Here is a 26,510-nt window from a genome sequence, read left to right as displayed (position 1 = left end):
CACTGATAGCTCTGCGCTGATGTCCCTTCATCGATTGCTTCGCGAACGAATCCGCCAGAGACGCCGTGGGAAGTCCGCGGATGAATCTTCGGCGTCCCTCTCCGCAAAGTCACCCGCACGTCGCGATCGAACCCTGCCGATCCTCGTGCATTTCTTTCGGGTCGCCTGCGTGGCAGCTCTACTGCTGTTGATACCGGCACCCGGCGACACATCGATCGACGCTTCCGGAGAGACCGACCCGCCAGGGCTGACCCACATCCGCGCGCGGCTTCCCGACGCCGCGTCGGTCGATCCGGCCGTCGATGCGAACGGCTTTTGGACCGTCCGTGACGCCCAGGGTCAGCCGATCGCCTCGGTGGCCCGCTCGCTACCGCTTGCGGCCGATGTGGTGGGCTACCGGGGACCGAGCGAGTCGCTGATTCTGTTGGACGATTCGCTGCAAGTGCTGGGGGTCGACCTGCTGCAAAGCGCCGATACCGCTGAACACGTCGAAACGGTGCGGAATGACGCCGACTTTTTTCGCCAGTTCCGCAACTGGCAATGGGGCGGTCCGCCGCCGGGAACAACGATCGATGCCGTTTCCGGCGCGACGCTGACCTCCCTGGCCTTGGCCGAAGGCGTCTTGAGACGGATGGGCGGTGACCGACCCTCATTGGTATTTCCCAAAGCGGTGACCGCCGACGAACTGCAACCCTGGTTTGAAACCGTCGCGGAAACTCGTCGGGCACAGGACCGCATCCTCGCGATGGACGAACGTGGCAACCTGCTTGGTCGCGTCGTTCGAACCGGTCCGCTTTGCGATGACCTTGCCGGCTACCAGGGTCCCACCGAGTTGCTGATCCGGCTGGATCCGCAAACGACACCCAGCCCGACGAGCCCCACGGAGGTGCCCGGCACGCGACCCGACGAGGCACCCGGCTCCGTGCAAGCCGACCAGTCCGGCACGCAATCGGCACCTCCGGTCGTCGGCAAGATCGTGATTCGATCTTCCTACGACAACGAACCCTACGTGCGGTATTGCCGAACCGAGTACGGATTCTGGAAGCGTTTCCAAGGCAAGACGATCGGCCAGCTCGCCGCGATGGATTTGCAGTCCGCCGGCGTGGAGGGTGTTTCGGGCGCGACGATGACCAGCATGGCGATCGCCAAAACGCTTGTTCGCTCGGCGGCACAACTGCAACAGCGGGACCGGTCCCGGGCTCAATCGACGGCTCGATCACGTTGGGATCACCCGTGGTGGCGATCGCTGCGGCCTCCGAAAATCCGCTGGTCCCCTTCGGACCTGGCGTGCGTGGCATTGTTGCTGGCGATCCCGCCGGTGCGACACTGGGGCGGATTCCGCAACGCACGTTTTCGAAAACTTTGGCTGATGCTGGTGATCGTCATCGTGGGCCTGTGGTCCGGCAACCTGATCTCGTTGGCGTTGGTCGCCGGGTGGAGCGCCGAAGGAATCGCCTGGCAACTTGCGCCAGGTCTGGGAGCCTTGGCAGCCGTTGCGTTGCTGTCACCGCCGCTGGGCAAGTCGAATCCGTATTGCAACCACCTGTGCCCGCACGGCGCCCTGCAGCAGTGGGCCAGACCCTCACGGACGTCGCGCCGCCACGTCCAACTTTCCCGCCAAACTTCGCGTTGGCTGCGGCGACTGCCAGGTCTGTTGCTGGCATCGGCCTACGTCGCACTGCTACTGACTCCGTCGGTCGATCTGTCCGGCTGGGAGCCTTTCCATGCGTACCTGTTCCGCATCGCTCCCTGGACCGCCATCGCCTTCGCGATCGCTACCCTGGTATTCTCGGCATTTGTGCCGATGGGGTTTTGCCGGATGGGGTGCCCGAGCGGCCGGCTGCTGGACTACCTGCGGCGGAGTGCCACGAGCGACCGGCTCCGATCGGCCGATGCCGTCGCGCTCGGCCTACTGATCCTGGCCATCGTGTTCCGCAGTGCCCGTTGAACCTGCCGCGGAAGCCCGATCGCTGAATAGGAAATAAGACATGACCACCTTTCACCAGCGTTGTCCGTCTTGTCAGCGAGAGCTGGAACTGCCCGCCGAAGCGGCCGGCAAGCGAGCCATTTGTCCTGCTTGCGAGACGGAGTTCGTGGCGCAAGATCGGTCGCCCAACGTGCCCGTCCGACCGATCAAGATTCCGAAAACGTTCCGCCGAATTCCGATTGAGACGGTATTGGCCGAAACACGTTTGGTCTTCACGGAGCGTCGCCGTCCGCTGCTGTTGCCGTTCCTGTTGCCGACGGTCATCGTGTTCTTGGGAATCCTGGTACCGCTGGTCTATCTGGACGGCTTGGCCGAACGTGACGGGGCGGCGGCCATCGCCGGCGGCGTGGCGCTGGCACCCGTCGCATTGCTGATCCTGACGTACGCCCTGTGGGTCGGCATCCGGCTAAGCCAGGCTGTCTGCGATGCGGGCCCGGATGACAGGGCGCCACAACCGTTGCGTTGGACGCAATGGGCGATTCCCCAAGGCCGGAGCTTTGTCGCACTGCTGGTTGTGGTGACGCTTGCGTCGGCAATCGCCGCGCTGCTGATCGCCGCGTTGGTGATGGCGATTCGATCGGCCGAGACGATGCCGAACTTGGCCGCACGGATCCCGATCTATGTGCTGGCATCGTCCTTGGTATTTGGAGCCGGCGTGTTCCTGCTGACCCGGTTTTGGCCGCTGTTTCCACTCTCGATGCGACTCGATGCGAGCAAACGCGTGTTTCGAGTGGCCTGGTGGATGACCGGCCCGAACACGATGACCTCTTTCTTGATGACGATCATCACCATGGTCGTGGTCGGTCTTTGTTGCGTCCTCTTTGGCGTCCTGCTGCCGATCGCCCTGCCGATCATCCTGCTGATGTTCGTGGTTGCAGCACGGCTGATCGATGGCAGTCCGATCGCCGCATTGCATTGGGAGCCGACGGCGGATGAAGTCGCGGAGCCGTAGCGGCGGGAAATCTCGCACGGACCGATCAAAAAAAGCTTGACCGCCACGCGATCTGGTGTACCATGACAGCGGTACACCCGAAGACGCTTCTTTCACCGGCGTGGGTCACACATGTATTTTTCGATCGACACTGATGGGGCGGTTCCGATCTACGAACAGATCGTCCGCCAGGTCAAGCTGGCCGTCGCCGACGGGATCCTGGTCGGTGGCCAGCGGGTTCCCAGCGTCCGCCAATTGGCCAGCCAATTGGCAATCAATTCCAACACGATCGCGCGAGCCTACCAGGAACTCCAAGCGGATCACGTTTTGGAACCGCTGCGAGGACGCGGAATGATCGTCCGTCGCGACGCGATCAATCGCTGCACCAAGGCACGCAATGCTCTGGTCGCCGATGGCGTGCGCCGAGCCTTGGCCGACGCGCTTGCCGGCGGGATGACCGCCGATGAACTCCGCGAGGTTTTCGAAATGGAGTTGCAACGACAAAGCAGCCTGATCGGCAACGGCAAATCTCGCGAAGCCTAGGGGCGCTACTCAACTCACTTTCTTTTCAGGACGCGCGACATGAACTCTATCGTTTCCATCGAGAACGTCAGCCATTCGTTTGGACGTCAGCAGGCGTTGATCAACGTGTCTTTGGAGATTCCGAAGGGTCAGGTGTTTGCCTTGCTGGGCGAAAATGGCGCCGGGAAGACCACCCTGATTCGCGTGCTGACGGGATTGATCCGTCCGGATTCGGGTTCCGCCACGGTGCTGGGTCTGTCCTGTTTGCGAGACGGCCAAGCGATTCGCCAACGGACCGGTTACGTTTCCGATTCGCCATCGATGTACGAATGGATGACGGCCGACGAGATCGGCTGGTTCACTTCGGCGTTCTATGACGACCAATTTGCCAACCGCTATTCGGAAGCGTTGATGGGCTTTGAAGTCCCGCCGAACGTCAAACTGAAGCACCTCAGCAAGGGACAGCGCGCGAAGGTGGCTTTGGCGTTGGCAACGGCCCACGATCCCGAACTGCTGATTCTGGATGAGCCGACCAGCGGGCTGGACCCGATGGTTCGCCGGCAGTTCCTCGAGTCGATGGTCGACCGCGCGGCACTGGGACGCAGCGTGTTGCTTTCCAGCCACCAGATCAACGAAGTGGAGCGGGTGGCCGATTGGGTGGGCATCCTCCACCAGGGCCGCCTCAAACTCGTTCAACCGCTGCAGGCCTTGCGAGACAACACGCTGGTGATCACCGCCACGCTGGAACACGGCGACGCGACGGTGGTTCCACCGCGTGGGGACGTCCTTTCGGAATCACGCAACGGACGTCAGATGCGATGGGTCGTTCGGGAGGCGGCCGACGATTGGCGAAGTGACTACGGGGAACAATCCGGCGTTTTATCCGCTGACGCCCGTCCGGCATCGTTGGAGGAGGTTTTCGTTGCCGTCTGCGAGACGCGTCCGGATTCCGCATGGCAAAGTGAGGCGGCGACGCAACCGACCACCGGACCGCTGGCGTCGGCATGATGGTGATAAGAAACGTTCAACATCTGAAAATCGGGTAGGTGCATGATGAACGCAAAGGTGTTTCAACGGTTGGCCTGGAAGGACGCTCGAATCCTCGCACCGCTTCCGATCGCGGTGGCGATCGCGATCGTCGTGTTTAACCTGATGTTGTTGCTGGTCGTCGGATCGTCTCGCATGGATGTCACGGCGCGATGGGGAATTGCCCAGAGCATCTGGATCCTCTTGCCGATGCTGCTGGCCTACGGCGCCCCGGCACTGCTGATCGGTGGCGAAGAAGAAAGTGGTTCCTTGGCTTGGCTGCGTTGCCTGCCGGCGGACTGGCTTTCGGTTTCGATGAGCAAGCTGGTCGTTGCGGCGGCGGCACTCGGAATGACCTGGATCCTGGCATCGATCGGGTTGATGATCCAGTGGCTGGCGCTCTCCGATTCGCAAATCGAGTTGCTCCGCAGGTCGCACAATCTGGCCGAACCGTTCAGCCTTTACGCGTTGATGGTCGTGGCGGTCAGCTTGATGTTCTTGTTCTGCAGTTTCATTTGCGCCTACCTGTTTCGCTCCCCCATCACCGCATTGCTGGCGGTGATGCCGGCCATCGCGATCGTCGTCACCTCATTCGGCTGGGCAACGGACCGGGTGCTCGGACCTGACCGATCATCGCCGATCGGCTTGCTGAGCGACGCCCAGCGATGGGCGATGGTCGGATTAGCGATTATCACCGCCTTGCTGATTTTCGTGATCAACCAACTAGCCGCACGACACCGCTTGACCGGACCGGAGGTGAACCGCATCAGAAAACTCCCAAAGCGACCTCCGGCCAATGCGTATCACCCGCCGCGAGCGGCTTCCTGGTACGGATCTTCACTCAGTTTCGGCCGACCCTCGAAGTTTGCGGCGATGTTGTGGATGGCAGTTCATCCCATCCGCTGGCCCCTAGCCATCTTGCTGCTGCTGGTCGTCGTGGCGGCGGTGAAGATTTTTTCCGCGAACGAGGCAGGCATCGACCGTCCCGGAGTGTTTCTTGCGGTTTCTCTGATATCCACGTCGCTGTTGACGATTGGATCGATCACCTTTTACAGCGATTCGGTACGTCAACGTTGTCAGTACCTTTCCGACCGTGGGATTTCGCCGACCCTGGTCTGGTGGACGCGACTGCTGCCCACACTGACGGCAACGTTGTTGGCGCTGCTGGCGATTATCGTGGTGGTCGCGACGATCGGATCAACGAACGATTCCTTCGGCCGATCGGGCTTGATCGCAGCGGTGTTATTCAGCTTTGCGGTGGGTCAATTGGTATCCCAGTGGTCACCGCGTCCGATCCTGGCTTTCTTTGCGGCCCCGGTGTTCGTCAGCCTGAGTTTCTTCGCGCTGGCGTTGCTGTTTGAGTTCTACCAAAAGAGCGCCTGGGTGCTGTTGTTCTCCGTCCCGGTGCTGTTGGTCGGAAGTTGGCACCTGACACCGCGTTGGATGCGAGGCGACGTGGATCGCGCCTACGTCAACCGCTTCATTGCCTACATGGTTGCCGCGGTGCTCCTTCCGTACGTGCTGATCCTGGGCTTTCGCTGGCTGACGACACCGCCGGAGCGATCCCAGTGGCGCAACGAAATGTTTGCCACGGAGCTTGCCTCCCCGGCGTCAGACAGGGCTCCGATGCAGATCCTTGCGTCGGCGGAACACCATGTCTGGAGAGAATCTGGGACCAGTGACTGGACTCGTTTTGACGACCGCTTGGAGGCCGAACTAGCGGATGAACGAGCGCTGGGCGAGCACGTCATGATATCGGAGTTGGCCGGTTGGCTTCGGCGCACTTGGCGACCTCTGGAGGCTCCCCCGGGTTCCGCTGCACCATCAGCAACGTCCGCAGCAGATTCCAGCCATTCTTCAGAAGAGGGCGACACGCGACGTGACCTGCTGGCCTTGCGTGTGCTGCGCAAATGGGCAAGGGAAACCCGTCAGCAGGCGATTGCGGGCAAAGCAGACTTCAATCGACTGTGGACGATTGCCGAAGCGGCGGACGCGATTGCGGCGCCGGCGATCCAATCTCGGCTGAATTCGGAAGAGCTTGATGCGGAAGAGATTCTTGCGGGCGACCTGCTACCCGATCCGACATTGACTCAACGCGCTCGTCGGGCGGCCCTGATTGGCGAGTGGCGTCGGTACCAAACCGATGACAATTTGCCCAAGCGGTTTGCGTCCATGGTTTCCACGGCGCCGACCGCCTGGTGGCTGGGGGTCGAACGCCGACGCGCCAGTCGCTTCCTGGATCAAGCGGTGGAATTGATCCTCAGTCGCTGGGATTCGGGGCGCGATGTTCGCTCGCCCCAGACGATCGCTGCCTTGGAAAGTTTGTTGGCTCGGGCTTATCTGCGAAACGACCCACGGCGTCCGACGCCGCGACTGACCGAACCGAGCGACGGATTCAGCGCGCAGCTGGTTCAGATGGCGACCACCGACCAGCTTTTCAACCAGATTCGATCCCGTATATCGTCCAAGCAGCCGACCGGTGGTGACGGATCGTGAGCACGAGACTTCCGTGACGGAGCGAATCTCAGCTTCGTCGCCAGAACGTCGGAAAGACCAGCACCAGCACGCTGAAGACTTCCACCCGTCCCAGCATCATCAGCCACACAAACAGGAATTTTGCGCCCTGGCTGAATCCGGCGTAGTTCTGCGTGGCGCCGACGACGCCCAACCCGGGACCAATGTTGTTCAAAGTTGCCGCCACGGCGCTGGCGCAATCGAGCAACTTCTCATCCAACGTATTGGAATCGACGGCCTGCGGTGAATCTGGCAAGAAACCCCAAGTCGAACTGGGCTCGAAGGTCACCAACAGCATCCAGGATCCGATGAAGATGCCCAGGATCAGACAGAAGTAAACCATGATCCCGCGGAGCATCGACGGATCGTCGGCGATGTTGCCGCCGATCCGAATCAATCGCACGACGCGAGGTCGATAGACGAGTTCGATCTCGTGCAGCAAAACCTTGTAGAACAACACGTGCCGGATCACCTTCAAGCCGCCGCCGGTGCTGCCGGCGCATCCGCCGATGAACATCAACACCAGCAAGCTGCCGCGTGCAAAGTTGTTCCATTGGTCAAAGTCGGCGGTGCCGTATCCGGTCGTCGTCATGATCGAAACGACCTGGAACAAGGAATTTCGGAAACCGCTGGCCAGCGAATCAAACCCCACGTTCTCGGCCCGCATGCCGAAAAAAAGAATCCCGCCGGTCATCACCGCGATGATGCCCACGTACGTTTGAAACTCCACGTCGCCGAACAGCTTCTTCGGTCCGCCCACCATGGTCAGGTACAGGAGCGTGAAGTTGGTCCCCGCCAGGATCATGAACAGAATCGTCGTGTACTCGATCAACGGACTGTCAAATCCACCCAACGACCGGTTGTAAGTGCTGAAGCCGCCGGTCGCCATGGTTCCGAACGCGTGGCACAGGGCATCAAAAAACGTCATTCCCTCGAACATGTAGATGGCAGTCAGGATCGCGTTGAGCCCCCCGTAAATTCCCGCAAACACCAATGCGGTGTGCTGCATTCGGGGCATGCTGCCCTCCTTGCTGGGCCCCGGCATTTCGGCGCGGACCATCGCCTTGCCGGCGGATCCCTGCCCCAGGATTGCGACAAACAACACCACGATCCCCAATCCGCCCAGGAAGTGGGTTGAACTTCGCCAGAACAGGATGCAGTGCGGCACCGAGCTGGGGGACTCCAAATCGGTGAGCACCGTGGCACCGGTCGTGCTGAAGCCGGACTGCGATTCAAACATCGCTTCGATAAACGTCATCGATCGACCGTCGGCGATTTCGGTGCCGCTGAGATAGTAGGGCAGGGCGCCCAGCACCGTCGCCAGAACCCAGCTGAGCCCGACAATGGCCATCGCCTCTTTGCGAAACAGATGCGCCGCCCGCCCGCGGCGACCGGCCAACAGCAACAACAAGCCGATCAACAAGCTGATCGCCATGCTGAACAGCAACCCGAAAATGCCCCCGGTTTCAATCTCCGATGCGGCCGGCAAGTGCGTTCGATTGGCCAACAGCGGAAACGCGAACGGCAGGCTGAACGCCATCGATCCGCCGATCAACAGGCAGATGATTCCGAGAACGCGGCTGAGCAATGGGAAGTTCAACGTTTCCTCGTCGCTTGAAATGGCACCAGGGGACTCACGAGCACTCCAAAACCATAAATCGCGGGGTCGGAATCGACCAGACGCCCGGCGCACGAACGTCCGCCGGCGCCGCGCCCGACACGGCATCGGTCTTCCGGGCGGTCGCCATTTCAAGCGGCTCAGCCATGCCGTTGGATGCCTGCGGCGGAGCCGTTGGATGCCTGCCGCGGACGCCCCCGTCAGCCGTTTGGCCCTCGCTTTGCATCGATTTCCGCCGGCCCCGAGCAACCCTTCCCCAGGGGATGACCGACGGCCGGCGGTTGGCGCTGGAGGCGGCGTCAACCGCCAACTTTTTTCGTTTCCAGGCGTTTCATCGGCCGTTGAATTCGCCAGCGAGGGGGAGCACCGATCGTTGCGTCTTGCGTGACGCACTTTGATACACTGTCGCAACTTGACCCCGAATCCTGCTCGGCCGATCCGGCCCGGATCGGAAAGCTTCTTCTTTTTTTGGCAACCCCGCGCCGTGTGTGGCCGATTCACTCTTCGCACCCCCGCGGCCGCCTGGGCCCAAGAGTTTTTGCCGCTCTGGTCGGAGGAGGAAATTGCGGCGGCGGCCACCGAGTATGCAATTGCGGCCCGATACAACATCGCGCCGACGCAATCGATCTCCGTCATTCACACCGAAGCTGGTGCGTCTGCCGGCTCCCGCCGCCAATGGTCGCTGTTCCGCTGGGGACTGGTTCCACCCTGGGCCGACGATCTGGCAATCGGAAACCGAATGATCAATGCACGCAGCGAAACCGTTCACGAAAAGAACTCGTTTCGAAAAGCTTTTGTGCAGCGACGCTGTCTGATTCCGGCCGACGGATATTTCGAATGGATGAAGACACCGGACGGGAAGCAACCCTACCTGATCGAGCGCGCCAGCGGCGGCATGCTGGCGATGGCCGGGCTGTGGGAACAGAACAAACGCGTCTCGTCGAGCGGCCACGCGATCCGCACCTGCACCATTCTGACCACGGCGGCCAACGAGACGACCGCAACAATCCATGACCGGATGCCGGTTCTGTTGGAGGGCGACCAACGGGATGCCTGGTTGGATCCCCAGCAAGACGATCCGACCGCGTTACGGCGTCTGCTTCAACCGGCGTCCAATGATCTTCTGAAGTACGCCCCCGTCTCTCGATTGGTCAATCGTCCCGGCAACGACTCGCCGGAATGTGTCCAAGTGATCGATGCCCCGCAACCGTCGCCCGAAAAGCCCCCGCCGAAAAAACCGTCGAGAAAACCGCCGACAAAGAAAACACCACCGACCGCCGGTGACGGTTCGCAAGCGACTCTGTTTGACTGAATCGCTCTCGTGATCGGCATGGTGCACGCCGAACTTCTATCCGCGGTCCTCCTGCGAATTCCCCATCAAATACTTCAGCAAGTCCGCCATCTGCTGCGGCGTGACCTCCTTTTCGATTCCCTCAGGCATCAACGAAACATCGCTGACCTTCATTTGGTCGATTTCGCCCCTGCCGATGGTCTGCTGTTTTCCGCCCGCCATTTTCAACACGATTGCCTGATCGGTTTCGGCAACAATCAGTCCGTTGTACAGCGAGCCATCGACGGTCAACACGGAATACGACGTGTATCGCGGTTCGACCTTCGCATTGGGATCCAGAATATCCATCAAGATCGCTTCGTGAGAACGGTTTCGCGTGTCGCTCAAGTCCGGTCCCGTGTCTTGTCCCACACCGTGCACACGATGGCAATTGGCGCAGGTCCGCTGAAACACCTGCTGCCCCTGCGAAGCGTCACCGGACAATTCCAATGACACCTGATACTGCTGGGCTACCTGGCGGCGATCGGCGGATACGGCTCCACCAAACAACTGCTCGGCCAGTTCACGCAACGTTTGATCGGAATGTTTCAACAGGCGGGCGCGGTCATCGATCCCCAACATCGACGGCTGGACCTTTCCGGCAGCCATGGCCTGCAGGGTCAACCGAATGGACTCGGCGCGCCGCAGCAACAAGCCGTTGGCGAGCGTGCGCGTCGCTGGCCCAAGTGCTTGCCAGTGGTCCAGCACAATCTCAGCGGCCGCCGTCGATCCGTTCGCAGCCAACGCTTTGATTCCCGCCGTTTGCACCTCCACGGGTTGCTGCGTTGAGATCAGTTCGCCGAAGGTCTCCTTCGTTTGAGTGACGTCTTGAAAGGCCAACAGCTCAATCGCCGCGATCCGGTCGGCGATCGGATGCCCGGGATCCAACGCGGTCGCTTGGTTGTCCTGCAACACCGCACGCAACGCCATCACCGAGCCACTGATCGCCGCCGGCGGGTGTTCGATCAGCTTGGCCAGCGTCAAACGCCCCATCGGACCACGGTACCGTGTCAGCCCCTCGCCCAATCCGGCGACCACGGCGAACTTCCACCAATCGCCAGACGATCCGCGTTCCAATTGGTCCAAGACCATCGACAGTTCATCAACATCGCCGCGAGCCGCCGCAACGGAAGCCAATCTTGACACCAGCGCGATGGCGCCCACCCCGCCGTGGGCGATAAACGTCGGGTCCCCCAACAAGCCCTCCAACACCACGCCCGAGCGGTCGGCCAAGGAAGTCATCAGAGCGTCGGCGAACATCCGGTCGGCCCCATCACCAAGCGCGAGTCGCATGAGGGCCTGGGTCGATGGCTCCGAGTGGCTAGCCGACAGCGTCAGAGCGACCTGCAATCGAATTTGGGGCTCGTCGTCGGCGGCCAATTCAACGACGCGATTGAGCACCGCCGGCTGCTCCAAAAAGTTGCGCGCGAGTTCGATCGCTGCGCGGCGCACCTCCGCGTTCTTGTCCCGCAGGGCCGTGAACACATCGTCCGACGTCAAGGCATCCAACCCATCCAGTGTCCACAGGGCATGCAGACGGGTGGTCGCTCGGCCGTCATCGGGCTGTTTTTCATCCAGCGTGACGCCACTGAGAATCTGTCGCACGGCGTCGGCGGCCTCGGTCGCCTGATGTTCCACCAGCAAGCGTTGGCCGAGGAATTGCCGCCAGCCGTTGGGATCGCTCAACAGTTGCACCCAATCCGCGACATCGCGCGGTGGCTGATACGGTCGCGGTGAAGACGGTTCCGGAAGGATCCGGTAAATCCGCCCGCGGTCGTCGCCCGCCCTCCAATCGATTCGCGCGGCGATCTCCGGAGGCAGAAACTTTGGATGCTCGACCCACAACCGGTACATGTCGGCCAAGTACAACGCACCATCAGGTCCGGTTGCCAGACTGGACGGGCGGAACCAGGTGTCCGTCGAAGCGATGAAGTCCTTCTCGGGTTGGGCTCGTACCGCTTGCAATCGCAGACCATCGCGTCGGATGATCGAACGCGTGACCAAATGCCCGATCGGTTCACAGACAAACACGCTGTCGCGGAAGTCTTCCTCACCCAAGTCGCCGAGGTAGGCCGTGGTCCCGCAAGCAGACGTGTGCGTGCCGGCGTGGGAAAGATAGTTCGACTTCATTTGGACCAGGGGATACACCCGAGTCTCACCACCGGACTTTCCGACGTCGTACGAAGCCTGGGTCACCACGCAAAACGGATTTCGGGCCAATTGTTCCGGCGTCAGAAACGTCGTCATGATGGGATTGCGGTTGGTGCAATAGAATCGCCTGCCCCACCGATCGACCGTATTGCCGAACTGCCCCATGCCGCTATCGGGCTGCAACCGCAACGTCTGAGGGTCGAAGCGAACGTCCTTGCGTGGAAGCTTGATGACTTGGTCCGGATCGGCGGACGAACGGATTTCGCCCGGTCCGTAATTCAAGTAGACCCAATTGTCGATTCCCCACCGCGGATTCCCGATCTGCATCTGGGGATGCGCGGGTTGGAAACCGTCGAACAGCGTCTCGCGGATGTCCGCGACGTGATCGCCGTCGGTATCACGTAAGTAAAGGATCTTCGTTTTCGCGCCGACCAACAGGCCGTCTTTGTAGGCCATCAAGCTGTGGGCAAAGTCCAATTGATCGGCGAAATCGTGGCGACGGTCGGCGACGCCGTCGCCGTCGGTGTCCCGAAGCATCACGACCCTGGACAGGGGCGGCTGTCCCTCCGGCGGACCGACCGGGTAATCACCGTACTCGACCACGTACAGGTCCCCGTGTGCGTCAAACGCCATGGCGACCGGATCGCGGACCAGCGGTTCGGCGGCGAACAGCGAGATTTGATACCCCGGTTCGATTTGGATCGACGCCAGCGAGCGCTCGGGGGAACGCGGAGCCGGCGTTTCCTGGTCGATCCAATGTCGGCCCCCGCGGTTGGCCTCGATCATTTCCAAGGCCGATGGCTGATCCACGTCCGCTGCCTGATCCGCGTCCATTGCCTGATCCGCGTCCATTGCCTGATCCGCGTCCATTGCCTGATCCGCGTCCGAGGGCGGAGCTGGCGCCGACGACACCTCACCGGAGACGTCAGCGGACGGCGGTAGTGGCGAAGGCGGTTCCGTCGCCAGCGCAGGAACGCAACTTCCGAAGAGCACGCCGGCCAACGCCCACCGCAGCCCGACGCGTCGCCAAGCTCTTGGCGGAAAACACTGTTGATCCCGCCCCCTCGGGGCAGGGGAAGTCTGAAAGGCGAAAGAAGTCGACAGCACCTCGGTCGCTCCATGCGGTTAAACTGGCGGTGACGTGAGACAACAAGACTGCTTGTGTCAGAAACCTTGAATTCTAGCCGGACAGCCGTTCGATTGCGCCTCAATGCAACGACCTCCGCCAGACGGTGGCTGTATTTCAATTTCCAAGCTCTGGTATGCAACGCTACCGGCAACCGGCGTCATCCAATCATTTGCACCGTGGATCGTATGTTCGCAATCCGATTCTCCTTGAGCCTTGTGTTTGGCTTCCTGGTCCCCTTCACGGCCCAAACCTTGCCGGCCGTCGCCGCCTCCCCGTCCGCGCCGCCCCTGAAGGCCGGTTTTGCCGAACGCTCGATCACCCCGGAGATCGGCATGGAGCGTCCGGGGGGCTATGGCAAGGCATACCACGACCGTCTGCATGACCCGTGCAAAGTTCGCGCGGCGGTCTTTGATGACGGCGAACAGCGTGTGGCGATCGTTAGTGTTGATGCCCTGCTGGTGCGCCGCCAATTGGTCCAAGCGGCGCGGCAGCGAATTGCCGAAGAATGTGGAATCGAACAAGACGCCGTCCTGATTCACGCCACGCATTCACACTCATCGGGGCCGACGGGGATGATCTATCCCGGCGAGTACGACGAAGCCGCCGAGCCGATCCGAAAGCTCGCTTACGAAAAATCGTCCAACGCGAACTTGGGCTACGTCGCCCACGTCGAAGATCAAATCGTGGAGGCGGTGAGTGAAGCCAACCGGCAGCGAACCGAGCATCAAGTCAGTTTTGGCGTCGGACACGAAGATCAGGTCGCTTTCAATCGACGCTTTCACATGTCCAACGGATTGACTCAGACGCACCCGCGGCCGGGCAATCCGGAGATTGTCAAAGTCGCCGGCCCGACCGATCCCGAGGTCGGTGTGATCGGAGTCTGGGACGAAGCAGGCCAGTTGACCGGCTGCCTCGTGAATTTTTCCTGCCATGCGACCGCCAGCCCGCCCGGGATCTCGGCCAACTACATCTACTATGTCGAACAAGTGATTCGTGGCACTTTCGGTGATCAGTGCATTCTGGTCTTCCTGGCCGGAGCCTCGGGGGACGTCACGCAAGTCGAGAACGTGACCGACTACCAGGCCCGAGCGGCGGAAGAATCATCGCGGTTCGTCGGCGGTTGCGTCGGGGCCGAAGCGGTGAAAGTGCTGCTTCGAGAGCCAAGGACGGGGTCGGTGAAGGTCGCGTCCAAATCGGAAACCTTGAAGATTCCGCGGCGTGCTCCCAGTGCCCGGAGGGTGAAACAATGCAAGGAGCTTGTCGACGCGGGCCCGACGTCCGTCGGTAGCACCGTCTGGACGTTTGCGAAGGAGATCCTGCTGCTGGACGCAAAAATCCAACAGCACCCGATCGCCGACGCGGAGGTCCAGGCAATCCAGATTGGTCCGGCCGTGTTGCTGACCGATCCGGCCGAACTGTTCTGCGCCCTGGGACTTCAGATCAAAGACGGCAGTCCTTTTCCGATCACCTTCCCCGTCTCGCTGGCGAACGGATGCGTCGGCTACGTGCCCACCGAAGAAGCGTTTGGAGCGTCCGGTGGTGGTTATGAAACACGTTTGACCAGCTACAGCAACCTGGACATCAAGGCGGGACGCCAATTGGTGGAGACGGCGATTCGGCTGGCAAACGAAATGCAACCCGCGGCCCTCCCGACCCGCCCCGCCGCCTCACCGTACGGCGACAACGCCTGGCAATACGGCGCGGTGCCGCCAGAATTGGATTGAGCCAAGCCCCGTGCGGTCAGGATTCCGGATCGGCCAACGGTACCTGCGTTGGCTGCATCAGATATCCGATCAAGTCGCGGATCTGCGCGTCCGTCAGGGTGGTCAACAGGCCGTCGGGCATCGGCGAGAGTGTCGTTTCCTTGATCTCCTGGATTTCACCGGCTGGCAACGTTTCCAGTTTCGACTGCGTTTGCAACACCAGCGTTTTATCGTTGCTGGAAACGACCAGACCACTGAGCACGCGGCCGTCGTTTGTCATCACTATCGACATGCGGTGGTCTTTGCCGACCACGGCGCTGGGGTCCAAAATGTTCTCCAACAGATAAGTCAGGCTGGAACGTTGCGAGCCGGTCAGATCGGGACCGATCTGTTCGCCATCGCCGAACAACCGGTGGCATTGCGAGCAAGTCTTCTTGAACAGCGATCGACCGTTGGGCAGATCGGCATCGCTGAGAACCTCGGGCGAAAGCCGTTGTTGCATCTGGACGATCTTCTCGCGACGATCCGACGGGGATTCACGCACCGCACCCCACACCTGTTCCAGACGTTCGCGGAGCTGTGGATCACCAAGGTTCAGGATTTGGCGCGCATGAAATGCAGTCAGGTCTTCTCGCGGGATCGGGTTCTTGGACGCATCGATGCGGCTCAACAGGGCCGCGGCGAAGCTGGGCCGTGAGACAAGGATTTCGATCAAAGCGGGCCGATCGCTGGGCTGGAATCGACGATACATTTCGGCCAACGTCCGCCCGATCTCCGGGTCATCCCAGAGCGCCAAGCCCCGTGCCGCGGTCGCGTTCAATCCGCGTTCGCCCAACAGCGACTGGCAGATCTTGCGGAGATCGGCGGGCCTGGCATCGATCAACGTTTCCAGCGCCGACCGACGGACCTTTAGATCGGTCGATCGTGACCGGACCAATGTCTTCAGTTCCTCGATCGCGCGACCGTCACCGAACACCAGGCTGAGTTCGCGAACCAACTCGGCCCGCTGCTGCGCGCCGTCGGACTTCGAGAACGTTTCCCAGGTAGCCGGCATCGGGACTTTCAGCCAACCGCGAAACGCCTGAGAGACGCCGACCAGAACGCGGTTCTGTTCGGCTGCGGAAAGGCCCGACGCCAATTGAAGCAGTTCGTCCAGGGCTTCCGGCGAGCTTTCCACCTCGGTGGCCACGCCCCGGGCAAGCCACTGCAGCAGCTCCGGCCACCGACAGTTGCGAGCCAGGTCGACCAACGCGTCCGGATCCTCTTTGACCAACGGCATGACGCCGAACCAGACCATCAGCGGCAGATCATGGTCGCCCGCAAACGCCTGTTTGCGACACAGTTCCGCGGCCAGGGCCGATCGTCGCTCGAGAGGCAACCGCTGCAGCGTTGACGCCAGGGTCAATTGCACCAACCCCGAATCATCGGTCCGCGCCATTTCCAACAACGCGGCGTTGATCACCGGAGCCTCCGGATAGGACACCTGCTCCATCGGGCCCTCGCACGTGTCCAACGGCCAAAAATCGGTCAACAGCCGAATCGCCCACACCCGCACATGTTCGTCGGGATCCTTCAACAGCGAAACCAGCTCCGACTCGGACGTCGTCCCCTGTTGATAGTCGCGCCACAGCCGTGGCAGTTTTCCCGGACCGGCCAGACAAGCCGGCTTGGCGAAACTGTCGCCGTTCGGGCGCCCGACGGTCGCTTCCTCGGGATCGGAATAGGCGATTCTGTACACACGACCGCTGGTGCGGTGCACGCCGGTGTGGTCGTGACATTCACCGGTGTCACTCCAATCGATGACGTAAGCATTGCCGTCCGGTCCCGTTCGAATGTCAATGCCACGAAAGAACGGATCTTTGGCAATCAGAAAGTCGTCTTCGTGTTTTCCGACGTATCCCGCGCCGCGCCGTTCCAGGCGTTCGACGTTGGCGCGTAACCCGTGCATGTTCAATGTGAACAGTTTTCCGCGATAGCGATCCGGCCAACGATTTCCCTGGTAGATCATCATGCCGATGTGGGCGTGCCCGCCGCCAAGTTCGTTGGCTTTGCCGTCACGACTTTCCTGCCAGGAACCGGATCGGTCGTAGTGGTAGTGGTCGGCGATCATATCCAGCCGCTCATACACTTCCGCGTTGGAGCTTTCGCCAAAGGATTCGATGAAGTGCGCCCCGGGCATCAGGTGCCAGAGGTGCCCGATGACGGTGTTGATAAAAAACAATTCACCATCGGCATCCCAGTCATGGCCCCACGGATTGACCGTGCCGTGGCACAGCACCTCGACCGTCCGCCGATCGGGATGGTACCGCCAGATTCCGCCTTCGATCGGAACACGTTGATCGTCGGGAGTCCCTGGCAATCCGATTCTGCCAGGACACGAGTGTCCGCATCGTCCGTAGAGCCAGCCGTCGGGGCCCCATCGCAAGCCGTTGGCAAAGTTGTGGTAGTTGCTGTCGGCGACCGTGAACCCGTCCAGCACCACTTGGGGTGGTCCGTCGGCAACGTCATCGCCATCGGCATCCGGCAGGAACAGCAATTGGGGAGGGCACATCAGCCAAACCCCGCCGTGACCGACTTCCACGCTGGTCAACATTTGCACCGCATCGGTAAACACCTTGCGTTTCTCCGCGTGGCCGTCGCCATCGGCATCCTCCAGAATCAGCACTCGGTCGCGCATCGACAGATCGAATCGTTGCGTGCGATCTGAATACGTGTAGTTTTCGGCAATCCACATTCGCCCCCGCTGGTCCCACGCCATCGCGATCGGATTCTGAACCGCCGGTTCGCTGGCGTACACCGTGGCCGAGAAACCCTCGGGCAATTGCATCTCGGCCGCGGCCTGCCGCGCCGCCATCGGCTCCGCCTGCGTGTCCGACTCGTTGTTCACGATCTCGGGAAAGGTGTCGTCGCCGTGCGCCCGATCGCCTGGGAACAGGCCGACCAGCAAGCCCGCCGCCGCTGTCGCGAAGACCAGCCTCGGCACTGGAGGCCAACATCCGAAGACGGCAAACCACAAGCGACGCAAACGGGGTGTGTTCGAATTCGCCGGAGACTCGGGAAGCTGACCGACAAGGTCGTCGTCGGTCGCGAAAGATCGGCCTGGGGACATGACGCGCGGTGGTTGGGGTGGGCGATGGGAGAGATCTGGATCGCTGGCCGGTATCGGGCCGGCCAATCGACTTGGTTGCTTGATCAAAAACCAAACGGGCTGGGGATGTCAGCTATTCGAGGTATTCTAGGCTAGGCCCTGTCTGAAAACTGGCGAAACCCCGTCGCTGCCGTCGCGTTCGCGGCGGAAAGCCACGCTCTGGCGAGCGTAGCTACCGGTTTTTAGAAAAAGCCTAGCTGGATTCCGCAGCGGCATTCCCCCGTGACCAACGTCCGGGCAAATTGCAGCCAAATCCCCGCGGCGGAGGTACGAAGAAACTCACGGGGCGCCCTACAATGGTGGTGATTGCGGTCTCGGACCGCCCCCGCCCCATCCTCCGCGACGCGAAAACGCCCATTTTCATGCCTCGGCTTCGTCCCACCTGCCTGCTTCTGGCCGCGACCCTCCTGTGCGTCCTCTCCGCCCCCTCCGCCGGTGCCTCCGACACGACGATTGATTTCAATCGCGACATCCGACCGCTGCTGTTTGATCACTGCATCACGTGCCACGGCCCTGACGAGGCCGAACGGGCCGCCGGGCTCCGCTTGGACACCGAACAGGCCGCCAAGGAAGATCTGGGCGGCTATGCCGCGGTGGTCCCGGGCGATGCGGATGCCAGCGAGCTGATCCTGCGGATCACCGCCGAAGACGAAGACATGCGAATGCCTCCGCCGGAGCATCAGGACCGTCTGAGTGACGCGGAGATCGAACTTTTCCGCCGGTGGATCGACCAGGGCGCTCCCTATGCCAAGCACTGGTCATACGAAATCCCCACGCGGCCCGAATTGCCCGCCGTCGAATCGTCTGGTTGGCCGCACTCTTCTGATTGGGCACACAATGCGATCGATCACTTCACCTTGGCGAAGATGCAACAGGCGGGGCTGCAGCCGGCGCCGCCTGCCGATCGCTTGGCCCTGGCCCGCCGCGTCGCACTTGACGTGACGGGCTTGCCGCCGACCTGGGAAGAAGCGCAGGCTTTCGCCCGGGACTCTCGTCGCGATGCCTACGAAATCTACGTCGATTCGATGCTTGCCAAACCGGCTTTTGGCGAACGTTGGGCCCGCGTGTGGTTGGACCTGGCCCGGTACGCCGATTCGGCCGGATACGCCGATGATCCCCCGCGCACGATCTGGGCCTACCGCGACTACGTCATCAAGGCGCTCAACGAAAACCGCCCCTTTGACCAATTCACGATCGAACAGATTGCCGGGGATCTGCTGCCGGAACCGACCGAGCAACAACTGATTGCCACCGCGTTTCACCGCAACACTCTGACGAACAACGAGGGTGGAACCAATGACGAGGAATTCCGCAACGTGGCCGTGGTCGATCGGGTCAACACGACCATGGCGGTCTGGATGGGCACGACGATGGCATGCGCCCAGTGCCACACGCACAAGTACGATCCGATCACGCAGGAAGAGTACTTTCGGTTCTTCGCGTTCTTCAACAACACCCGCGATTCAGACAAACGAGACGAACAACCAACACTTTCGCTGTGGAGCGATTCCCAGAAGCGTCGTCAGCGCGAGATCGACGAACGTTTGACCCAATTGCAGACTCAGCTTGCGGCGTCAACCGACGAAGTCCGGCAGCAACAGGCACGTTGGCTGGAGTCCTTCTCCGAGCCCCCGTCCTGGCAGGTATGCCACCCGGAAGTGGAGTCCGACCAATACGAATTCGAAACATCCGATGACGGCTGGATCACGGCGGTCGGCGATGTGCCGGCGAACGACGTGTATCGCGTGACCATCCCGATTGACCAGCTTCATCCGGCCGCGATTCGATTGGAGACGTCGCAACCGTCCGAACGAAACTTTGTCATCACGCAAATCCAAGGCGATTGGAAACCAGAACAAGCCAACCCGGTCAAAGCTCGTTTTGTTCGAGTGCAGTTGCCCGGAAATAAAAAGAACCTGCACTTGGCTGAGATCCAAGTTTTTTCGAACGGCCAGAACGTTGCTCTTGAAGCATCGGCCACGCAAAGCTCGACCTACAGCGACGCGGTCGCCTCCCGAGTCAACGACGGCAACACCGATGGTGATTACGCCAAGGGCTCGGTCCAACACACCCAGAGGCAAGCCGACCCGTGGGTCGAATTGGACCTTGGCCAACCGCGGGCGGTCGATTCACTGGTCCTGTGGAATCGAACCGACGGCGGACCAAAGATCGCCAATCGCCTGGACGGATTCACGGTTTCGCTGTTGGATGGCGAGCGCGAGGTGGTCTGGAAGCAGTCCCCCGAACAACAAGGCAAAGCTCGGTACGCGCTGTCGCCCAACGGTGCTCGCGAAGTGCGTTTTCAATCGGCCGCCGCGGATTTCTCCCAGGACGGCTTTCCGGCGCAAAGCGTCATCGACGACAAGCAGGATCCAAACTCCGGCTGGGCGATCGCCCCGCAGCGGGACCGTCCGCACACGTTGACGCTGACTCTGAACCAACCGCTGCGCACGCCGGGCGTGTTGACGCTGACGGTGCGGCAAGAATCCGTGCACAAGAAACACTTGTTGGAACGGTTCCGACTTTCACTCAGCGATGACCCCGGCGTCGTTCAATGGGCGAAGTTGCCACCCGACCTTCGCCCGCTGGTCACCAGCGATCCCGAACAATGGTCTGACGATCAGGCAGCCGCGGTGGAAACCTATTATCGTTCCATTGCGCCCGCCTACGCTCCGCTCCGCGCCGAAATGAAACGATTGCAGCGAGAACGGGATGAAATGAAGCCGTCAACGACGGTCCCGATCATGCAGCAGTTGGCCGCCGATCAGAGGCGAGAAACTAAGGTTCAGATTCGCGGCAATTACCAGAGCACCGGCGCGACGGTGAGCGAAGGCACGCCGGACGTGTTCCACGCAATCGATCACGCAGACAATCCTTCGCGGCTGGACCTGGCACGCTGGCTGGTATCCCCGGAGAACCCCTTGACCGCGCGGGTCATCGCCAACCGCCACTGGGAGCAGCTGTTCGGAATCGGAATTGTTGAAACCAGCGAAGAATTCGGTTCCCAGGGCGAACCGCCATCGCACCCCAAGCTGCTGGACTGGCTGGCGGTGGAATTGCAGGACAGCGGTTGGGACCTGAAACACCTGTTGAAAACCATCGTGATGTCGTCGACCTACCGTCAAAGCAGCGAGGTCACGCCAGACAAGTTGGCCGAAGATCCGGCGAATCGACTGCTCAGCCGCGGACCAAGATTTCGTCTGAGCGCCGAAATGATTCGCGACCAGGCGTTGTTTGTCAGTGGTCTGCTGAGCCCCAAAAAGTTCGGACCGCCGGTCAAACCACCCCAGCCCGAATTGGGGCTGAAAGCAGCCTTCGGTTCCGCCACCGATTGGCAGACCAGCGACGGGGAAGACCGATACCGACGGGGGATCTACACGACGTGGCGACGCAGCAGTCCGTACCCGTCGATGGCGCAATTCGATGCGCCCAACCGCGAGGTGTGCACCGTGCGACGCATTCGGACCAACACGCCGCTGCAAGCGTTGGTGACATTGAATGATCCGGTGTACGTCGAAGCCGCTCAGGCCCTGGCCAGGAAGATCATCCGTGGCGAAGACTCCCCACAACAGCGCATCACCGCAGCGTTTCGCGCCTGCCTGCTCCGTGATCCGGAACCGCGCGAAATCGAACGCCTCTCGCAACTGGCCCAGCAAGCACGCGTTGCTTTTGATCAGGCAACCGATGAGGCCGTGAAGATGGCGACCGACCCGCTGGGACCGTTGCCCGAAAACAGCGATCCGGCGGAGTTCGCCGCCTGGACGGTGGTCGCCAACGTGATTTTGAATTTGGACGAAACGTTCATGAAACGTTAGGAAAGCCTTGTGGATCCACGTATCGAAAACCTGTCTCTGAATACCCGTCGCCATTTCCTGCAACAGTCGACCGCGGGAATCGGCGCCGCCGCGCTGGCGTCGCTGTTGGCCGATGACGCTCCCGCAGCAGACCCACCGCGATCGGCGACCGACCCGTTGGCGGCCAGACAACCGCATTTCGCCCCGCGGGCCAAACGGGTGATCTACCTGCACATGACCGGGTCGCCTCCCAACCTGGACCTGTTCGACTACAAGCCGGAATTGGTCAAGCGGAGCGACCAGGATTGCCCCGACGCTTTTCTGGCGGGACGCGAGTTTGCATTCACCACCGGGACGCCGAAGTTGATGGGCTCGCCGCGACATTGGAAACGCGTGGGCGAATCCGGGATGTGGATGTCCGATGCCATTCCGCATTTCCACGACATCTCGGACGAACTCTGTCTGGTCCATTCGTTGCACACCGACCAGTTCAACCACGCTCCCGCGGAGCTGTTGGTTTACACCGGATCGCCCCGAAGTGGCCGACCCTCGATGGGCGCATGGGTGACCTACGGGCTCGGTAGCGAGAACCAGAACCTTCCCGGATTCGTCGTGCTGATCTCCAGCGGCGTCCAACCCAACGGCGGCAAAAACTCTTTCGGAAGCGGATTCTTGCCCTCGGTCTACCAGGGCGTTCAGTGTCGCTCCAAAGGTGATCCGGTGCTGTACTCCTCCGACCCGCCAGGGATGAGTCGCGAAATGCGGCGTGCCACGCTGGACGCGTTGTCAGACTTGAATCAGTGGCAGGCGCAATCCCTCGGCCACCCTGAAACCCTGACTCGGATCTCGCAGTACGAATTGGCCTACCGCATGCAAACGGCCGTTCCCGACGTCATGGACATCTCCGCGGAAAGCCAGGAGACGCTTGACGAATACGGCGCCAAGCCCGGTGCATCCAGTTTGGCAAACAATTGCCTGCTGGCCCGCCGGTTGGTCGAATCGGGCGTTCGATTTGTGCAGCTGTTCGATTGGGGATGGGACTTCCACGGCACGCAGGCGGACACCGGACTGACCGATGGATTGACCCGAAAATGCGCCACGATGGATCAACCGATCTCGGCGTTGATTCGTGATCTCAAACGCCGCGGGATGCTGGAAGACACCCTCGTCATCTGGGGCGGCGAGTTTGGACGCACGCCGTTCCGCGAAGGACGCACCGCGAAAAGCGACATCCTGGGCCGAGATCACTATCCCGATGCTTTCACCATGTGGATGGCCGGCGGCGGGGTGAAAGCGGGATTCGAATACGGCGCATCGGACGAACTGGGATTCAGCGTGAGTGAAAACCCGGTTCACGTGCACGATCTGCAAGCGACCATCCTGCACCTGCTGGGTTTCGACCACGAGCGATTGACGTATCGGTTCCAGGGACGCGACTTCCGTCTGACGGACGTCCACGGCCACGTCGTCGATGACCTGCTGGCCTAGCCGGACAGCGTTGCACGGAGGGAGCCACCCTCACCTGAGCAAGGCCTCTCCCGCCGTCGGGCGACGGCAGCTACGAGCCCTCGTGTTTCTTAATCGTCGCATTTCGCTCCATAAAAGCTGCGGTCAATCCCGCTGCTCGTGCGAAGCAGCAGACCACGTTGCCGAACACCCGGACCAAGAATCAACGGATTGCCAACCGTTCCCCCGTCCCTTTTTGCCTGCAGGAACGTGAATGACGCCAATTGCCATGACCATTGCCGGATCGGATCCCTCCGGCGGTGCCGGCGTTCAAGCGGATTTGAAAACCTTTCAGCAACACAACGTCTTCGGGACCAGCGTTTTGACGCTGATCACCGTGCAAAACACGCTTCGTGTCTCGCGGGTCGAACTGCTCGATCGCGAGCTGATTGTCGAACAGTTGCGTGCCGTCACCGAAGACCTGAAACCGGCGGCAGCAAAAACCGGCGCGTTGGGAAGTGCGGAAATCATCGCCGCGGTAGCGGAACAGGTTCGCGACTTCGATTTCCCCTTGGTTGTCGACCCGGTCATGATCAGCAAGCACGGTGACTCGCTGTTGGATGACGGAGCGATTGCGACGATGCAAGCCGAACTGCTGCCACAGGCGTTTCTATTGACGCCCAATGTTCACGAAGCGACCCAACTCTCGGGAGTTGCCATCACGGACGTTGATTCCCAAGAGCGAGCGGCGCGGGAACTGGCATCCCGCGGCCCCGAGAACGTGCTCGTCAAAGGAGGCGCCGGAAGCGGGGACGCCGTGGACGTGCTGGTGATGCCCACCGGTTGCTACAAGTTCTCTTCACCCAGAACGGAGACCGACCAAACGCACGGATCGGGATGCGTCCTGTCGGCAGCCATCACCGCCCGTCTGGCCCGTGGTGAGGCGTTGCTTCCGGCGGTCTCGGGTGCCAAGGCCTTCATTTCCGACGCCATCAGTTCGGCGCCGCATCTGGGCCGCGGCCGTGGCCCGGTGAACCTGAACACCCCCGTCAAGTAGCGCTCGTCGTTGTTTGCCGGCGCTCGTTGCGTCGTCCCGTCGGGTCAATCAAACAGATCCAATTGTCGCGCCGGTGGCGAAAGGGTCGGCAGGGCATCCGGCGACCAGTTCTGAGCCCCGGCGACCTCCGCCGATTCACAGCAGCGATTCCAGAACAGCCGTGCCATTTCCGGCGCAAAGACGTCATCTGGCGTGTGAGTGAAGATCGTCGGTCGCAGACCTTTTTCCACCCAGCCCGTCGCGATGGGAACCCACTGCTGGACGAAGCGTTCGACCAGTTCCAATCGATTGCGACCGACCAGCCGAAGCATGGGAGCCGTCGCGGTGACGGTCTGTCGAACGGGAGTGCGAGGCTTTCGCCGCTGAGAAGCCTGCTCGGCGGCATCCTCCGGTTCTGATTGGAACAGGGCACGCGAATCGAAAATCACTTTGTCGATTCCGCGTTTCCGCAGTGCATGGTTCAATCGATGTTCTTGCTCCGCCTGATCAAACCAGCCGTGGTGACGGACTTCAACCGCCCAGGGAAAGTCCGCAGGCAAGCGGTCCAAGAATGCTTCCAAGGTTCCGTACGCGTCCGGCGCAAAACGAGGGGACAGCTGCAGAAAGGAAGTTCCAAGCTTGCCGGCCTCGCGGAGAACGGACGCGAACTGCAGGAAAGCATCCAGTTCCGGCTGACAGTCTCTCAGTGCACGTTCGTGAGAAATCACCCGAGGAACTTTCAGGGAAAATGAAAACCCGTCGGCTGTTTCCTCCGCCCACCGCTGCGCCGTTTCCAACGAAGGCAATCCGTAAAACGTGCTGTTGGCTTCAACGCTGTTGAACATGCGTGAATACCACGCTAGCCATTTGGCCTTGGGAGTCCCTCGCGGGTAGACACGCCCCAGCCAACCGCCACAGTTCCAGACCGGACAGCCCATTCGCAGCGGCAACTCAGGACTCGACTGACTGGGCAAATTCACTCGCTTGCATCCCGCGGGTTCAAACATTGACCAGGCCGCCCCGAGCGGACAATTCCATCGGCACATGATAGGGTAGGGGGAACCGCTCGCCGCCGGGATCGGCGGCCCTCACCGATGGATCGGAACGTATCATCATCTGCTGGCACTCGGGGCGTGACGACACTCATGATCTTTGTTTGGTTCTCGCTGATTGCTGCCGCGGTGGGCGTGGTCGGTGTGGTCTTAGCCCGGGCGTCTGATCGCCTGGGTGAAGCCTTGCGGCTGGAGCGTTCACTGACCGGCTTTCTGATGCTTGCCGTCGCAACCAGCCTGCCGGAATTGGTTGTCAGCTGCCAGGTTGCCTACCAGGGTTCGGTCGACATGGCGGTGGGCAGCCTGCTGGGAAGTTGCCTGATGAACCTGCTGATCCTGGCGGCGATCGATCTGTCGCGACGTTCAAAGATCCGGATGCTCTCGCGTCAGGCGGCGGCCCACGCTCTGGCCTCCCTTTCTTCGGTGCTGCTAGCAGGAATTGTTGCGGTTGCGATTCTCTTGCCTCTCCGGCCCGCCGGTTTGTGGCGGATCGGCACGGGGAGCCTGGTCTTGGTGCTGGCCTACCTGATGACTTTCCGGATGGTGTTTCTGGATCGCCGCGTGGCCACGGCAGCGGAATTCATCGAATCGGCACCGCCTGCGGTGAACGTTCCGCGGATGCGTCCCCTGATCCTGTACGTTTCCTCCACGATCGGCATCTTCCTGCTGGCGCCGCCGCTGGCGTCCACCTCCGAGCGGATGTCGGTTGCTTTGGGACTGACCGGGACGTTCTTTGGCGCGGTCTTTCTGGCATTGGTCACGTCGCTGCCAGAGGTCGTCACGACCGCGGAAGCGTCGCGGATGGATGCGCACGATTTGGCAATCGGCAACATCTTGGGCAGCAACGCCTTCAACCTGTTGATCCTGGTGGCTGTCGACATCGTTCACCCGCGCCCGCTGTACGCCGAATTGATGCCGGTGCACGCGTTAGCCGCCCTGGGTGTGATCATCACCACCACGATCGCGTTGATGGGAATCCTGTATCGCGTGGAGAAGCGATTGTGGTATTTGGAACCCGACGCGATCGCGGTGATCGGCAGCTCGCTGATGTTCTTTTACTTCCTGTACGCTATCTAACTGGACAGCGTCACTTTGCGTGAGCCGCGTTGCGCCGGCGGGCAGA

15 protein-coding genes are annotated in these 26,510 nt (G+C 61.3%); 11 read left to right on the top strand and 4 right to left on the bottom strand.

Annotated elements, in window-relative coordinates; genetic code table 11:
- The first annotated feature begins 19 nt into the window (after nucleotides 1-19).
- From FYK55_RS00230 to FYK55_RS00210, 5 genes are all read left to right on the top strand, one after another.
- A complete protein-coding gene (locus FYK55_RS00230; protein WP_150074002.1) occupies nucleotides 20-1,948 on the top strand; it encodes an FMN-binding protein in 1,929 nt (642 codons plus the stop codon).
- A 40-nt stretch (nucleotides 1,949-1,988) separates the two neighbouring features.
- Nucleotides 1,989-2,939: a hypothetical protein gene (locus FYK55_RS00225; protein WP_150074001.1), complete on the top strand. Its 951-nt coding sequence runs from the start codon at nucleotides 1,989-1,991 to the stop codon at nucleotides 2,937-2,939.
- A 111-nt stretch (nucleotides 2,940-3,050) separates the two neighbouring features.
- A complete protein-coding gene (locus tag FYK55_RS00220; protein ID WP_150074000.1) occupies nucleotides 3,051-3,461 on the top strand; it encodes a GntR family transcriptional regulator in 411 nt (136 codons plus the stop codon).
- A gap of 39 nt (nucleotides 3,462-3,500) precedes the next feature.
- The gene (locus tag FYK55_RS00215) at nucleotides 3,501-4,448 is read left to right on the top strand and encodes an ABC transporter ATP-binding protein (protein WP_150073999.1); all 948 of its coding nucleotides are present in this window, start codon (nucleotides 3,501-3,503) and stop codon (nucleotides 4,446-4,448) included.
- 42 nt (nucleotides 4,449-4,490) lie between these two features.
- Entirely contained in the window at nucleotides 4,491-6,962 is a 2,472-nt protein-coding gene (locus FYK55_RS00210) for a hypothetical protein (RefSeq protein ID WP_150073998.1), read from the top strand.
- Between the two features lie 28 nt (nucleotides 6,963-6,990).
- Here FYK55_RS00210 and FYK55_RS00205 read toward each other — a convergent pair whose 3' ends face one another.
- The gene (locus FYK55_RS00205) at nucleotides 6,991-8,520 is read right to left on the bottom strand and encodes a TrkH family potassium uptake protein (protein ID WP_315854034.1); all 1,530 of its coding nucleotides are present in this window, start codon (nucleotides 8,518-8,520) and stop codon (nucleotides 6,991-6,993) included.
- 562 nt (nucleotides 8,521-9,082) lie between these two features.
- On the opposite strand from FYK55_RS00205, the gene FYK55_RS00200 reads away from it, so the two are divergent.
- Complete coding sequence (locus tag FYK55_RS00200; protein ID WP_161604217.1) at nucleotides 9,083-9,910, top strand: SOS response-associated peptidase; 828 nt, start codon at nucleotides 9,083-9,085, stop codon at nucleotides 9,908-9,910.
- Between the two features lie 36 nt (nucleotides 9,911-9,946).
- On the opposite strand, the gene FYK55_RS00195 is transcribed toward FYK55_RS00200, so the two are convergent.
- Nucleotides 9,947-12,949 (bottom strand): PVC-type heme-binding CxxCH protein, encoded by a 3,003-nt coding sequence (locus FYK55_RS00195; RefSeq protein ID WP_150073995.1) that lies wholly within the window; start codon nucleotides 12,947-12,949, stop codon nucleotides 9,947-9,949.
- Nucleotides 12,950-13,414: 465 nt separating this feature from the next.
- On the opposite strand from FYK55_RS00195, the gene FYK55_RS00190 reads away from it, so the two are divergent.
- The gene (locus FYK55_RS00190; protein WP_201743582.1) at nucleotides 13,415-14,932 is read left to right on the top strand and encodes a hypothetical protein; all 1,518 of its coding nucleotides are present in this window, start codon (nucleotides 13,415-13,417) and stop codon (nucleotides 14,930-14,932) included.
- 16 nt (nucleotides 14,933-14,948) lie between these two features.
- Here FYK55_RS00190 and FYK55_RS00185 read toward each other — a convergent pair whose 3' ends face one another.
- Nucleotides 14,949-18,020 carry a PVC-type heme-binding CxxCH protein gene (locus tag FYK55_RS00185; RefSeq protein ID WP_150073994.1) on the bottom strand — a complete coding sequence of 1,024 codons (3,072 nt, stop codon included), beginning with the start codon at nucleotides 18,018-18,020 and terminating at the stop codon, nucleotides 14,949-14,951.
- A 401-nt stretch (nucleotides 18,021-18,421) separates the two neighbouring features.
- Between FYK55_RS00185 and FYK55_RS00180 the strand changes: the two genes are divergently transcribed.
- The 3 genes from FYK55_RS00180 to thiD all read left to right on the top strand — a co-directional run bounded on the left by FYK55_RS00180 (nucleotide 18,422) and on the right by thiD (nucleotide 24,356).
- Complete coding sequence (locus FYK55_RS00180; RefSeq protein WP_150073993.1) at nucleotides 18,422-21,874, top strand: DUF1553 domain-containing protein; 3,453 nt, start codon at nucleotides 18,422-18,424, stop codon at nucleotides 21,872-21,874.
- Between the two features lie 9 nt (nucleotides 21,875-21,883).
- Nucleotides 21,884-23,341: a DUF1501 domain-containing protein gene (locus tag FYK55_RS00175; RefSeq protein WP_150073992.1), complete on the top strand. Its 1,458-nt coding sequence runs from the start codon at nucleotides 21,884-21,886 to the stop codon at nucleotides 23,339-23,341.
- Nucleotides 23,342-23,573: 232 nt separating this feature from the next.
- Nucleotides 23,574-24,356, top strand: a complete 783-nt coding sequence (gene thiD / locus FYK55_RS00170) for a bifunctional hydroxymethylpyrimidine kinase/phosphomethylpyrimidine kinase (RefSeq protein WP_150073991.1) — start codon at nucleotides 23,574-23,576, stop codon at nucleotides 24,354-24,356.
- Nucleotides 24,357-24,400: 44 nt separating this feature from the next.
- Here thiD and FYK55_RS00165 read toward each other — a convergent pair whose 3' ends face one another.
- Entirely contained in the window at nucleotides 24,401-25,315 is a 915-nt protein-coding gene (locus FYK55_RS00165; protein ID WP_161604216.1) for a DUF72 domain-containing protein, read from the bottom strand.
- Nucleotides 25,316-25,480: 165 nt separating this feature from the next.
- On the opposite strand from FYK55_RS00165, the gene FYK55_RS00160 reads away from it, so the two are divergent.
- Nucleotides 25,481-26,464, top strand: coding sequence for a sodium:calcium antiporter (locus FYK55_RS00160; RefSeq protein ID WP_161604215.1), 984 nt, complete (start codon nucleotides 25,481-25,483; stop codon nucleotides 26,462-26,464).
- Nucleotides 26,465-26,510 lie beyond the last annotated feature (46 nt).

Origin of the sequence: Roseiconus nitratireducens (assembly GCF_008629675.1) — a bacterium.
GTDB lineage: Bacteria > Planctomycetota > Planctomycetia > Pirellulales > Pirellulaceae > Stieleria > Stieleria nitratireducens.
The sequence above is the reverse complement of the archived record's forward strand: the minus strand, read 5'-3'. Positions and strand labels throughout refer to the sequence as shown.

What these genes read in the sequence shown, in the direction of transcription:
- FYK55_RS00230 (WP_150074002.1), top strand. Translation starts at nt 20, where the DNA reads ATGTCCCTTCATCGATTGCTTCGCGAACGAATCCGCCAGAGACGCCGT.
- FYK55_RS00225 (WP_150074001.1), top strand. Translation starts at nt 1,989, where the DNA reads ATGACCACCTTTCACCAGCGTTGTCCGTCTTGTCAGCGAGAGCTGGAA.
- FYK55_RS00220 (WP_150074000.1), top strand. Translation starts at nt 3,051, where the DNA reads ATGTATTTTTCGATCGACACTGATGGGGCGGTTCCGATCTACGAACAG.
- FYK55_RS00215 (WP_150073999.1), top strand. Translation starts at nt 3,501, where the DNA reads ATGAACTCTATCGTTTCCATCGAGAACGTCAGCCATTCGTTTGGACGT.
- FYK55_RS00210 (WP_150073998.1), top strand. Translation starts at nt 4,491, where the DNA reads ATGATGAACGCAAAGGTGTTTCAACGGTTGGCCTGGAAGGACGCTCGA.
- FYK55_RS00205 (WP_315854034.1), bottom strand. Translation starts at nt 8,520, where the DNA reads ATGGCGTTCAGCCTGCCGTTCGCGTTTCCGCTGTTGGCCAATCGAACG.
- FYK55_RS00195 (WP_150073995.1), bottom strand. Translation starts at nt 12,949, where the DNA reads ATGGACGCGGATCAGGCAATGGACGCGGATCAGGCAATGGACGCGGAT.
- FYK55_RS00185 (WP_150073994.1), bottom strand. Translation starts at nt 18,020, where the DNA reads ATGTCCCCAGGCCGATCTTTCGCGACCGACGACGACCTTGTCGGTCAG.
- FYK55_RS00180 (WP_150073993.1), top strand. Translation starts at nt 18,422, where the DNA reads ATGCCTCGGCTTCGTCCCACCTGCCTGCTTCTGGCCGCGACCCTCCTG.
- thiD (WP_150073991.1), top strand. Translation starts at nt 23,574, where the DNA reads ATGACGCCAATTGCCATGACCATTGCCGGATCGGATCCCTCCGGCGGT.
- FYK55_RS00160 (WP_161604215.1), top strand. Translation starts at nt 25,481, where the DNA reads ATGATCTTTGTTTGGTTCTCGCTGATTGCTGCCGCGGTGGGCGTGGTC.